The following is a 13,224-nucleotide window of genomic DNA, read 5'->3' as shown; positions in this document are numbered from 1 at the left end:
GAGCGATCGCTGATGTCTGAACCTGCTACCCTAGAACTCATCTCTGATAATATTTCAGAGGAGGAAGTGATTTTTCCTCCTGGCGATATACTGAGTGACGAACCACCCTTGGAAAGTGACCTACACCGAGAACAAATCGATTTGCTGATTCGCCTACTTAAATTATGGTGGCGAGAACGGCAAGATTTTTATGCTTCTGGCAATTTGACAATTTACTATAGTCCTAACCAGAAAAAATCAGAGTATTTCCGTGGCCCAGACTTTTTTGTAGTTTTGGGAACCCAGAAAAAAGACCGTAAGAGTTGGGTAGTTTGGCAAGAAGATGGCAAATATCCAAACCTGATTGTGGAAATATTGTCAAGTTCAACAACAGCAGTTGATAAAGGTTTAAAAAAACAAGTTTACCAAGATACCTTCCGTACACCAGATTATTTCTGGTTTGACCCTGTAACAACCGAACTTCAGGGATTTCATTTAGTTGATGGTAAGTATCAAGAAATCCAAGTAACCACTGATGGACGTTTGTGGAGTCAGCAGTTAGAACTTTATTTGGGAGTTTATGAAGGTAAATTAAGATTCTTCACTACTGAAAATCAATTAATACTATCATCAGAGGAATTGGCCCAACAAGAACGTTTACGTGCCCAACAGGCAGAAGAGCGTGCCCAACAAGCAGAAGAACGTGCCCAACAAGCAGAGCAAGAAATTGCTCGACTGCGGGAGGTTTTACGTACACAGGGCATCGACCTAGAGAATATTTAATGACATCAAGAAATTAACTAAAGACATTTTTGGGTTAAGATTTAGTTGAAAGTGTGTAAAAAAAGCGTAATCTTCTGAAAGTAGGGCATCGTTTGCAAGCACAAGAGATTAAGGATAAGCTAAATTCCCTTACCCTGCAAGCCTCCTCGGTAGATCAGAATTTAGCGAGAAGATTAGATGAAATCAATCGTTGGGTAAAGAACATCAAACCAGGTTCCCTGACTGCAAAACCCTTTGTCATTGCCTTTCTGCTAGAGGTGATTACAGATTCTACAATATGGCTGATCATCAAATCATTACCTTCAGAAGAACAAAAAGCAAAGTTCGAGCTAATGACGCCGATTGAGAGATATTGGTATGGTTATCTCTTTCCTAGATGGATCAATGCAAGTGACTCCAAGTTTTATATTTGGAAACAAAAATTGATGGCAGGCGAATTTAATCAGGTCGATAATGATATCATTAGATCAATAGCCCAAGATATAGTTCAGCGAGAAGGTAGTTTTTGGCAGCGTTATATTGCCGACCTTTCTATGGCAACAGATTTGATTGTTAGTCGTAATAATCAACCACTGTGCATTCAAGTTACAAGTGTTAGTGAAGAACTTAATCACCAAAAGTACGAAGCTTGGCAAAATACACTGCGATCGTGGGAAATCGAGAGAGGGTTGTTCTTAAGCTACAATCCGAAGGATGCTAATTTTGTAAACCAGTTAGTCAACGTGGCCCTGTATAACAGTGATTACCTTTCTGGTGGCAAATATTTAAAATTTTAGTGAAATTTCAGGAATTTGATATTTCAGATTTGTGTTCTAGCCTACATACTTACGTGCTAATTAGAGCTTTTATGCCTAACAAAAGAGAAACTCACTGCAACAATCAAGTAGATACATTTGCTGAAGCTTTAGCAACAGCGCGACAAATGCAGCAGAACTGGTTAACTTATGGGGTTGATTTTGTCAATATTTACGTTGAAGATGTAGATGGAGACTGGCTAGAAACGTGGGGACATGACGAAATATTGGGTAATTTTCAATTAAATACTATCAAAGAATTTTTGGTAAGTAATGATAGTGTAGCAGTGAAAGTAAGACAGCACTTAGGAGAGCGATCGCTGTTTGATTTTGCAGTAAATTTAGAAGAATCTTGGAGAATTTCTGAAAACCATGACAGATTATCTGCTGTGAGACACTTGTTAGTTAGTGAAGAAAATAGTGTTGATACAGATTTAGCAAATAGTTTGCTGGTAAAGTTGGCAGATATTCTGTGAGATTTTTAGTTGCATAGTGGTAGAGTAAATTGTGAACTCAAGGGTTTTGATGTTTTATTTTGGTTGCGATTGGGTGGGATATAGGCCAATACGGTTCAGTTAAGGATAATCGCAGGTTGGGTGGAACGAAGTGAAACCCAACAAACCCGCGAAAATGTTGGGTTTCGTTCCTCCACCCAACCTACGCATCTGAGGGGTTTTTGGCGCTAACTGAACCGTATTGGGATATAGGCGATCGCTTTTCCAGATAAGCTTTAATAATCTTTGAGATTTGCAATCTTTATGATTGTTAAATGTGCCTAAATATGAGCATCATAAAACATAAATAAATATTAATATCTTCATAGTTATATATAAATTAATAGTTAAATACTTTTAGGAGAGATAAAAATAGCTGGGATTTGTATCGGCAGTGGTACTTGCTGGATAGAGTAATGCAGATCCTCTCTAAACCTAAAATAACAATTTTTTAGCTGGCCTTGGCAGGTATCGTGAATCGGTGACTGCCGAAAAACCTTGCGCTTGAACACGAAGGAAGCAACAATGAGTAGCAATCTAGCCATCAAACTCCGCTCTGGAACTCAACAAGCCCATACATCAGCGGAAAATGTGGCATTCATGAAATGTTTTTTGCAAGGAGTTGTGGATAAAGACTGCTTTGCCAAGTTCTTAAGCAACTTGTATTACGTCTACAGTGAACTAGAAGCGGCATTAGAAAGCCATGTAAAGCATCCTGTAATTAGTGCAGTTTACTTTCCTGAACTTAATCGCCAATCCTCGCTCGAAAAAGATATGGTGTTTTATTATGGGGATAATTGGAGAGAGCGAGTTACAGCCTCACCAGCTGCCCAGACATATATTAGCCGCATTCGGGAAATTTCTGCTAGTGAACCAGCCTTACTGTTAGGTCATGCGTATACTCGCTACATGGGCGATCTTTCTGGGGGTCAAATGCTACAAAAAGTTGCTCAGTCAGCCCTGAAACTTTCTGGCTATGAAGGCACATCCTTTTACAACTTTGAGCAAATTCCTGACAAAAAGGCATTTAAGGATAAGTATCGTCAGGCATTAAATGCATTACCCGTTGATGATATAACAGCAGAACGGATTGTTGCAGAAGCCAATAATGCCTTTGGGTTCAATTTACAAATGGCTCAAGAGTTAGAGGGAAATTTAATTAAAGCACTCGGTCAAGTCCTGTTTAATAGCCTCACTCGTTCTCGGAATTCAGGTAGTACTGAAGTAGCTGCGACTAATTAATTTTTATTGGGAATTGGGAATTGGGCATTGGGCATTGGGCATTAGAAAGAAACTTGTTCAATAATTCTCCCCAGTCCCCAGTCCCCAATCCCTAGTTCCCAGTCCCCAATCCCCAGTCCCCAATCCCCAATCCCCAATCCCCCCTCATTCATTGGAAAGCAACTCAATGGTTTTTCTATTACCTGGTGTCAAGTTTGATCTGGATCTGATTCAAAAGTACGACACTCGCGCACCTAGATATACCAGTTACCCGCCCGCTACAGAGTTAAGCGAAACATTCACTGAAACTGATTTTAAGGCCGCGATCGCAGCCTCGAATCAACGCAAAACCCCTCTTTCTTTGTATTTCCATATCCCCTTCTGCCAAAGTGCTTGCTACTTCTGCGGCTGTAATACAGTAATTTCCAACAACAAAAATATTGCTAAACCTTATGTAGAGTCTTTGGCTCAAGACATCAAAAACACCGCAGCTTTAATAGATCCAGATAGAAAAGTGTTACAAATCCATTGGGGAGGTGGTACTCCTAATTACTTAGAACCTCACCAAGTAGAATTTTTATGGAAAAACATCAATCGCTATTTCAACATCGACCCCCAAGCAGAAATCTCAATTGAGATTAATCCCCGCTATATCGATAAAAACTACATTTTCTTTCTGAGACAGATTGGCTTTAACCGCATTAGTTTTGGCATTCAGGATTTTAATCGCCAAGTTCAAGTAGCTGTAAATCGTGTCCAGCCAGAAGAAATGCTCTTTGATGTCATGAGTTGGATCAAAGAAGCTAAGTTTGAAAGTGTGAATGTAGACCTAATCTATGGTTTACCTTATCAAACTCGCGAGACATTTCAAGAGACGCTGAAAAAGACGATTGAATTAGATCCTGACAGAATTGTAGTCTTTAACTTTGCTTATGTGCCGTGGCTCAAACCAACACAAAAAAATATTCCTCAAGAAGCGCTACCCCCAGCCGAGGAAAAGTTAGAGATTCTGAAAATGACCATTGAAGAATTGACGAATAACGAATATCTATTTATTGGGATGGATCATTTTGCTAAAACTAATGATGAACTAGCGATCGCTCAACGCAATGGCACTCTCAAGCGTAATTTCCAGGGCTACACTACCCACGCTGAAACAGAATTGTTTGGTTTTGGGGCTACATCCATCAGTATGCTAGAAGATGCTTATGCCCAAAACCACAAAGAATTAAAGGATTATTATCAGACACTTGCAGTGGGTGCATTACCTGTTAGTAAAGGTATTAAACTTACTCAGAACGATATCATCAGACGGGATGTGATTATGGGCATAATGTCTCACTTTCAGCTTCATAAGCAAGACATTGAAAACAAATATCATATCAGTTTTGATAAATATTTCTCTGAGGAACTAGAGGCGTTAAAACCACTAGAAGCCGATGGACTAGTCAGTTTATCTAAAAATCAGATCCAGATTACAGACATCGGGAGATTACTAGTAAGAAATATTGCCGTCATCTTTGATACTCATACAAGAACGCGAGAGACAAAATTTTCCCGCGCTATTTGATATCATTTCTGTAAATTGTGCTGCCCAGATCCCCGACTTCTTTAAGAAGTCGGGGATCTAAGTTCTTTGGATATAAACTCTTTTGTCTAACTTTTGGATTTAGCATTTACCCCATCTGGTAGAAAGAATTTGAAATCAGAGTTGATAACTTAGACACAGGTGAGCTTGTTGAGGCAGTTATGAGTATTATTGCTTGGATAGTTTTAGGAATTTTGGCAGGTGCGATTGCTAAAGCTATTTATCCTGGTTATCAAGGTGGCGGAATCCTTTCCACAATGATTTTGGGTATCATTGGTGCTTTCGTTGGTGGAACTCTATTTACCTTGTTACGAATAGGAACTCTACAAATTACTGCGGCTGGTACTGGTTTAACTCTTCCTGGTATTTTAGTAGCTGTGCTTGGCGCAATTGTTGCTATTTATCTATGGGGATTAATCAGAAGAAGCAGCAATGCCTAATCATTAATTTGCAGTCATCAAACCTGAGATAACTACTGTACTTTATTCAGTCTTTTATCTCACCAGTTGAAGAAGCTATTAAACATCAAATTAGCTCTCTCTGGAAAAAGACTAAAAGATAAGTCGATCCATTCTGGAACACTAAATTTTGGGAAGTGTAAATCTATGTTTTTTCACAAGAAAGAGCCTATTCATGCAGTTAACGTTAGTGAAGCAAACCCTCGTTTTGCTCAGTTGTTACTAGAGCAGTTTGGCGGAGCTACTGGCGAACTTAGTGCAGCACTTCAATATTGGGTTCAATCATTCCATGTCGAAAATGCTGGCATTAAAGATATGCTTCAAGACATCGCCATTGAGGAATTCAGCCATTTAGAAATGGTTGGTAAACTCATCGAGGCTCATACCAAAAATGTCGATCAAACAGAGGCTTATAAGAGTACTCTCTTTGCAGTCCGAGGGATTGGGCCTCATTTTCTAGATAGCCAGGGTACTGCTTGGACTGCAAGTTACTTGAATGAGGGTGGAGACGTGGTACGTGATTTAAGAGCTAACGTTGCAGCAGAAGCCGGTGCCCGTCAGACTTACGAATCATTGATCAAGTTGGCAACCGATAAAGGAACTCAAGAGACTTTAGTCCATCTGTTAACACGAGAAATTTCTCATACTCAGATGTTTATGAAAGCTCTAGATTCACTGGGTAAATTGACAGATCCATTCTTTGGTAATATTAAGCCTGATGACACTGTTGCTCTCTACTACAACCTATCGACAAACGGCGATGGTAAAGACGAGCGTGGCCCTTGGAATTCTGAGCCAACATTCAAATACATTGCTAATCCGCTAGAAAGTCACTCTTAGGGTATAGATTGATTTTGAGCAAAGAGATTGTTGGCATATCCTAAAAAAATCCTAATCATCCGGTGGGCAAACAGCCCACCTTTTTTAGTAATTTTTAGGCTGCTTATACCATTTTGAATTTTAGATTTTAGATTTTGGATTGGGAATTGCTTTCTGTGTCTGGGTTGCGTGAAAATTTAAAATTTGGTGGTGCAACAATTCAGTCGCGGGTCTCTTGATTCTGAATTATTCTTCAACAAACCTCGATCTCTCAGGAGAATTTGTATAAAAAAGAGCCAGAGAACTAACTCTCTGGCTCAAAGCTGGAGACAAAAGAATCACTAAAATAAAGGCTAACTTGGGTAAAAGCCTAAATTCTTCCCAGGTTATGCAGCCCTAAGACAACGCCCACGCCTAAGATATGACCAAAGGCAGTAGTTGCTAAAAGGGCAGGTAAACCAAAACCACCAAATAAATTGGGTGAAGGTAGTGCTGGTTCTGCATTGGGATACTTGATGCTAGATTTGCCAAAGGCGATCGCAACGATATTAGCGAGAATTATAATCAGACCAACTGTTGGACTCCATTCCAGGGGTGTGGTTGCAGCAGCGAGTAAGGTCGAAGTAAACACCTGATTTGCTCCTGAAATTTATTAATGGTTGAAAATATAATCTGAAACTTTCCGAAGCAAATTCAATAAATTACCCGATTTTGCATCAATATTTAACAGTTATTCTTACTACTTAATACAAAATGAGTTCAACGCGGTGAGTTAACTGTGGTAGGTGGTTTGAACTTCAATATCTAAATTGAACATATACGCAGAAAAATTAATACTTATTTGTGCGTTTTTTTACTTATATAACGTCATTGCATCTATAAACAAAAAGATCCCCGACTTCTTCAAGAAGTCGGGGATCTGAGCAATTGAGCAAGCTGGTTTTGTCGAGGTTCGCCAGTAGATTTGACGGTGTTAGTTATTGTTGAGTGCGATCGCTCCTCCAGGACTGAGCGCTTGGACAGTTTTTTCGTAGGCAAAGTAGTGGGTGAGAAAATTTATAACTACGATACCCTTGTATTTACCAATCTTTTTGTAATCTTCATAGCTAAAACCTTTGAATGATAAGGATTTCGGGATATAATTAAAGAGATCGAGTCAGTAGTCTACTGTTGGAGCCGAAGACCGGAAAACTCTCATCCCAAACCAACAGACTGAACCTTGAAAACTGATATGGGGTTGCATCCAGAAATACAGATTTCATCTGTTAGGTTGGTTGCGTAAAATCAGTTACCTTGGTTGTACAAAACTTTGGTTTCTTGTACAAACGGTGGTGTGGACGCATCATTGCTGGCTGTGGAGGTTACTGGAATACCAGACCTGTGAATCAGCAAACTCTAATCGTGAGGTTAGATGCTCCCGCTAATTGAAAAGCAATTAGCGGTGAGAGTCGTCACTACTCTCCATTACTGCGGCAAGTTTTTCTAAATTTTGACGAACAGTGACACTACGGTGATGATTTACACCCCAGACTCGTTCACAAATATCTAAAGCTTGCAAATAAAGCGGCTCTGCTTCACCATAACGCCCTGTTGCACGATAAATTTCTGCCAAATTGTTGAGACTTTCCGCAACATTAGGATGATTTTCTCCTAACAAAAGCTTATCAAGTTCTAATGCTTTTATACATAAAGATTCCGCTTCATTGTAACGTCCCTGTTCTCTATACATATAACCCAAAGCATAGATAGTATCTGCTAAAAGCGGATGCGCCTTTTGCAATAAACGCTGCTTGAGTTCTAATGATTGCAAAAACACTGATTCAGCTTGCTCGTAGCGTCCTTGAGCGCGGTATATTAAACCTAAATTGTGCAAATCTGTTGCAACATCAGGATTCTCTTCTCCCAAAAATCGCTTATCTAGTTCTATTGCTTGTTGCGACAACGGTTCAGCTTCACTGTAACGTCCTTGATGATAATAAAGTAGCGCTAAATTATTCAGTATGAGAGCGAAAGAAGGATGATTTTCGCCAAGCAAACGTTTTTCGAGTTCTAATGATTGCAGATATAGAGGTTCTGCTTCGTCATAACGTCCTTGTTCATCATATAGTAATGCCAAATTGTTCAGACTAGCGACAACATCAGCATGGTTTTCTCCTAACAGGCGTTTCCTAAGTTCTAAAGCTTGTTGATATAAAAGTTCCGCTTTATTATATTGTCCAGTAGATTTGTAGAGTCCTGCCAAATTATTCAGGCTAGTCGCAAAAGAAGGATGGTTCTCTCCTAGCAGGCGTTTCCTCAATTCTAAAGCTTGTTTATATAAGGGTTCGGCTTCGCTGTAGTTTCCGATTGCACGATATATTCCTGCTAAATTGTTGAGGCTAGTAGCTAAGTCTATCTGCAAACTTAATTCATTTTGTAACTCACTCGCCTGACGCCAATATTTAATTGCTAATTCTTGTTCTTCTTGATAATTTTGAGATTCACCCCGCTCTAATCTGCTGCGGTAAATATCACCTAACCTTGAATATAAAGTAGCCAAGATAGGATCTTTAGTTCCTTGCTCCTGTTCGACTTTCTCGATTAGCCTTTGTAAATCTTGGATGGGTAAGAAAAAGTGATTATTTTCATTAGTATCTGTGCTGGCTAATTCTGTGTCTCTAAAAACAAAGCGGATATTTTCTAATTCTTTACCAGGAATAGCATTTGTCTTTTTAGATTCAAACCGAAATACACCATTACGCCAACTCCAAAAATCAGGGGCTTTTTTAATCAAGTTGACTAAAATTTGATTAGTTACCCAAAGCACGATCGCAAAGGGAAATTCGCGCAATCCTTCCCTTGTCCACTGTAAGTAACCAAAAAATTTCTCCTGTTCTGATTGCTCTTTTCCCAACCTGAGAAAATAAAGTTGTTCAGCACCCGTCACAGTAATCACCGCCGGCTTCTGCTGATGGAGATATTCTTCTTGTTGTACCAGTTGGTTAAGAGCAGCTTTAAGGCTTGGTTCATGACGTGCTAAAGTTACTCGATATGGACGAAACTTAGGTTGTAGTTCGGCTTCATATTGGGCAATAATCTCATCACGAAAGCTAGCATCATCACAAACGGCAATCAGCAAATTTAATCCCCGCTTTTGAGCTTCAATAGAAACAATTAAATCATCATACGCATCTTGATTTTCTCCATCATCATCTAATAATTCCTCATTTAACATTAATAGCTCCCTGTCTTCTCAAGCTTTCGATAATAATTGGATGAACATCGTACCAAGTTTCATCAGTGCGATATTCTAGAACATATAGCCCATGTAGCAAATCCAAAAACTCTGGTTGTTTGGGGTCATTGGGCATAAATTGTTCATAAACACTCTGTAAAATATCGATATCAACCTTTCCTAAACGGATAGAAAAATCATTGCGAATTTTATTGATTGCTTGGAGGAGAATTTTATCATCAATAATAACTTCTGCTGAGGGATTTCGCCGGATCATCCGTAAACAAATGCGGCAACATTCCTTGGAGATACGAATTAACTCTCGCAATACGCCACCACTATAAATTACAATTTTTTCAGCCGTTTCAGGCGCAATTAATTCACTGGGAATCCGCTTTTGTAAAACTTCACCGAGAATCTTTGTTGCTTCCGGGCGAGGTTGGGCATTAGGGAAGCGATTTTTACCTTTATCAAATATTTTTAATACAGGCATTGCCACCACTTGATCGTTGGTTTCAGTAGTAATTATTGTGCTGATGAATGTTTCCCGAAGGACTGCGATGGGGATGGTGTAAATAATTTGAAAGTTAGGTTGACAAAGAGCTTTAATATTATCCCGATAAATTTCATTAACTCTACCTAAGTCCAGTTTATCTAAATCATCAATAATTACTAAAACGTTTTGTTTAGTTGCAGCTTGAATTAGAGCCGCAATTTCGTTAATTCTGGCAACTAAATCTGATAACTTGCGTTCAAACTCTTGCTTAATTTCATCCCGGACGCTTGCATCAGCTTTTAATTTAGAGCTAATCAATTTTAAGAGGTCAAAACCTATACTAGCTTCTGCCTGCAAATTTAATTCTTCAGTGCGAGTACGGGTAGCAAACCACTTATAAAGAGCTTCTTTCGTAGATTGCGGAATATCAACTTTGCGGGCTTCTGCCTCTGTCATTAAATTAACTGCGATCGCAAACAGTATATTAATATGATTAACAGCCGACATTTCAATTTTGTCAGCAATAGAAAACAGAACTACAAAATATTTATCTTGAATTTGTCTGCTAAACTCAGCTAACAAAGTAGACTTACCACATCCTCGATGTCCTGTAAAGACAATTTTGCCATCTCCATTAGGACTATCTTCCACTAATTGGTTCAGGTCTGCAATTAAATCATCACCATATTCGACTCTAAATCTTTCCATTTCGTTCCGTTCCATCAACGGAAATAGTTCGAGATTGCTGTATGCTTCTTGAAAGGAGTTTAATAAGTCTTGAGACATTGGATAGTGCCGGGAAGGTGCTAACTATCCATATAATGGCTCATGATTTTTGAAGTAGAAGTTCAGCCAATTACAGCTTTACTAACTTCGTCAATAAATGAGTACTAGGTGATACTGTCGTATGTTTTTAAAGAGGATACTTTCTCTTCCACAATCTCAACCGAGAAGCAAGTAATAGAGGTGAATCTAAATAAGAGTGAACAATAGATTATACATTCGACAAATCTGAATAAATAATAGATTATACATTTGAAATAGTGAAAGTTACCTAACAAATCAATAAAATTAAATTTTCATTTATAAAATAAAATTTTTAGCTTGCTTTGTTTCTGTATCCTCTTGCTATCCATAAGAGAGTAAAGTCCAGTAATTCCTACGATGTGCTATAGCAATCCTAAATCATTCGTGAAAAGTTAGATACCCGACTTCTTTAAGAAGTCGGGTATCTGTCCACCGCAAATTTTCACAAATAAAAGAGGAGTCAGAATACAGAATTCAGAATACTCTACCCTACCCATAAAGGGATAGAGTTTTCAGGCGAGAATATTTTTATTTTTTTCGCCTAATAGGGTCGAAAGCGTGTAGCGGGACGTACCCCTACGGGGATCTTGCTACGCGGTAGCGTCTCGTAGAGAAATACGGTTTTAACCAATATTCAGACGCGACTCGAAAATACTCGCTTGCCGCCGGCGCTATCACCCACTCGTACAGAATTCTGACTCCTGAGTTCTGAATTCTTCTTATAAAGATAAGTTGCACAGCGCATGACAAGTTTTTTAATATACAGAATCACTCAAGTATGGTTACACTACCGACATAGTAATCACTGTTGGTGGAATACCGAGCGATGTATAAAAACGCTAAAAAATTTACTGCTATTTTTCTGTTGGTTTTTCTGTTGATTGTTTCTATCAACTTTGCAGTAATTGCTCAAGATAGTTCAGATGTCCCTGCTGTGAATTTGGCATCGCCTCAAGTCTGTTCAGTGCCTCCTAATCTTAAAACTCAACAAGTCATTGCTGACAACGATCGCACCCAAGTTACAATGGGCGATCGCATCAGGATAAGAGTTGAAGGATTAGCAGCAGCGACCAGAAATGCAACGGCTAAAAATCCATTTGATCCTCGCCAATTAGTGTTGTACCTAGATGGCTATGAACTAGAGGATGTCCACGGAGAACCAGTCACCGTCTTGGTTCCGGGTAAAGATAAAAGCAAAATTGTTGATGATAATTGGTTAGCCTTTCTACTAAAACGTACCAACTCGTCTCAAGCTGCATGGAATACGCTTCTTGGTCAAGGAAACAGATATAGTATTAACGTGATTCCGGGAGTAGGCTGTCCCAAGAAACTGGCGATTCCGGTGAGCAATCCTCTATCACCTCCTAGATTAAAAATAGTTCTGTTATCATGGCGATTTTGGCTGTGTCTGTTTCTACTTCTGGCTATTGCATTAATATTCATTAGATATTGCCGAAATGCCCTTCGTAGCCCTGGAATAGAAGGCGTCTACTCTCAAAAAGAAGTAATCGCTAGTGGGGAACTGTTAATTCCACAAAAGCTTGAAGTTCAAAAACAAACTCGGAAAAGCCGAATTGCTCAATTTTTTCTTGGTAGAAAAAAATTGTACAAAAACCCCTTCAGCCTCTCGATATCTCAACTTGCTTTTTGGACGTTTTTAATTTTTGGTTCTTACCTGATTATCTACGGCATAACAGGAGATTATGCTAATATTTTGACTCGGCAATCACTAATTTTATTAGGAATTAACTCTGTAACTGCATTTGGTACTTCGTTAATTGATGGCCAGGGTAATGAAGAAAATAGAAAAGGTAGTCAAGGAGTTTCTGAAGGTTTTTTCACTGATATATTATCGGATATTAATGGAGTAAACTTTCATCGGTTCCAAACATTTATTTGGACAGTTGCGATCGGATTATTCTTTATTTTGGAAGTGATTAAAAATCTGGCAATGCCGGAATTTGATGATACACTTCTGACACTACAAGGAATCAGTTCTGCAACATATCTTGGACTTAGAGGGCAAGAGCAGCATGGTATGACAAAAAATCCAGAATCTTCATCGAAAGAAGATAACTTATCTGAACCACCCATTTTAACAAAACAAGACAATCCACCAGAGAGCAATCCATCGATTCCTCCTAACTAAATCTTAGAGGTTGTTTGAAAAGTGACTTGTTGTGATTTTAGGCACTTATTAAACTTCTTCAACCCACAGAGGTGGGTAAAGTTTCGTGTAGCCGCGATTTCTAATCGCCAGGGCTGGTATTAAATTAGACTTTTCAAACAGCCTCTAATACCATTTCACTTTAAAGTTGATACGCTTGGGTTAGTGTCAAAAACCTTTAGTTGTATAGGTTGGGTTGAGGAACGTAGAGCCAATATTTTCAGGGCTTTATTGGGTTGCGTTTTGCTTCACCCAACCTACAATTTTTCTTAACTGAACCGTATTGCGCTATATTCTGTATTTCTAATAACAAAATTTGCTATTTATTTAGTATTAAAAGTTGTAGATATTCATACTTAGTGTAATCATCAAGCAAGTAAATTATGGAAATTGTATTGAATTTA

Annotated in this window: 11 protein-coding genes; 8 read left to right on the top strand and 3 right to left on the bottom strand. The window is 38.8% G+C overall.

Going from position 1 to position 13,224, the window contains the following annotated elements:
• The first annotated feature begins 12 nt into the window (after positions 1-12).
• From V7K76_RS01660 to V7K76_RS01630, 7 genes are all read left to right on the top strand, one after another.
• Positions 13-762, top strand: a complete 750-nt coding sequence (locus V7K76_RS01660; protein ID WP_334779359.1) for a Uma2 family endonuclease — start codon at positions 13-15, stop codon at positions 760-762.
• Positions 763-854: 92 nt separating this feature from the next.
• Positions 855-1,538: a hypothetical protein gene (locus V7K76_RS01655; RefSeq protein WP_334779360.1), complete on the top strand. Its 684-nt coding sequence runs from the start codon at positions 855-857 to the stop codon at positions 1,536-1,538.
• Positions 1,539-1,609: 71 nt separating this feature from the next.
• Entirely contained in the window at positions 1,610-2,032 is a 423-nt protein-coding gene (locus V7K76_RS01650) for a hypothetical protein (protein ID WP_334779361.1), read from the top strand.
• Positions 2,033-2,575: 543 nt separating this feature from the next.
• A complete protein-coding gene (locus V7K76_RS01645) occupies positions 2,576-3,292 on the top strand; it encodes a biliverdin-producing heme oxygenase (RefSeq protein WP_334779362.1) in 717 nt (238 codons plus the stop codon).
• Between the two features lie 166 nt (positions 3,293-3,458).
• Complete coding sequence (gene hemN / locus V7K76_RS01640) at positions 3,459-4,841, top strand: oxygen-independent coproporphyrinogen III oxidase (protein ID WP_334779363.1); 1,383 nt, start codon at positions 3,459-3,461, stop codon at positions 4,839-4,841.
• A gap of 179 nt (positions 4,842-5,020) precedes the next feature.
• On the top strand, positions 5,021-5,299 hold the full coding sequence (locus V7K76_RS01635; protein WP_334779364.1) for a GlsB/YeaQ/YmgE family stress response membrane protein: 279 nt from the start codon (positions 5,021-5,023) through the stop codon (positions 5,297-5,299).
• 165 nt (positions 5,300-5,464) lie between these two features.
• Positions 5,465-6,157: a manganese catalase family protein gene (locus V7K76_RS01630; RefSeq protein ID WP_179063992.1), complete on the top strand. Its 693-nt coding sequence runs from the start codon at positions 5,465-5,467 to the stop codon at positions 6,155-6,157.
• Positions 6,158-6,506: 349 nt separating this feature from the next.
• Here V7K76_RS01630 and psaK read toward each other — a convergent pair whose 3' ends face one another.
• From psaK to V7K76_RS01615, 3 genes are all read right to left on the bottom strand, one after another.
• Positions 6,507-6,767, bottom strand: coding sequence for a photosystem I reaction center subunit PsaK (gene psaK / locus V7K76_RS01625; protein WP_179063993.1), 261 nt, complete (start codon positions 6,765-6,767; stop codon positions 6,507-6,509).
• Between the two features lie 804 nt (positions 6,768-7,571).
• Positions 7,572-9,350 carry a tetratricopeptide repeat protein gene (locus V7K76_RS01620; RefSeq protein WP_334779365.1) on the bottom strand — a complete coding sequence of 593 codons (1,779 nt, stop codon included), beginning with the start codon at positions 9,348-9,350 and terminating at the stop codon, positions 7,572-7,574.
• Positions 9,340-10,632, bottom strand: a complete 1,293-nt coding sequence (locus tag V7K76_RS01615) for an ATP-binding protein (protein WP_334779366.1) — start codon at positions 10,630-10,632, stop codon at positions 9,340-9,342. The genes V7K76_RS01620 and V7K76_RS01615 overlap by 11 nt, the downstream gene beginning before the upstream one ends.
• Positions 10,633-11,479: 847 nt before the next feature.
• On the opposite strand from V7K76_RS01615, the gene V7K76_RS01610 reads away from it, so the two are divergent.
• Positions 11,480-12,802: a hypothetical protein gene (locus V7K76_RS01610; protein ID WP_334779367.1), complete on the top strand. Its 1,323-nt coding sequence runs from the start codon at positions 11,480-11,482 to the stop codon at positions 12,800-12,802.
• Positions 12,803-13,224: the final 422 nt, after the last annotated feature.

It is taken from the genome of Nostoc sp., assembly GCF_036917975.1.
In the GTDB taxonomy this organism is placed as follows: Bacteria; Cyanobacteriota; Cyanobacteriia; order Cyanobacteriales; family Nostocaceae; genus Nostoc.
Note: the sequence above shows the minus strand (reverse complement) of the source record. Positions and strands in the feature narration are given on the sequence as shown.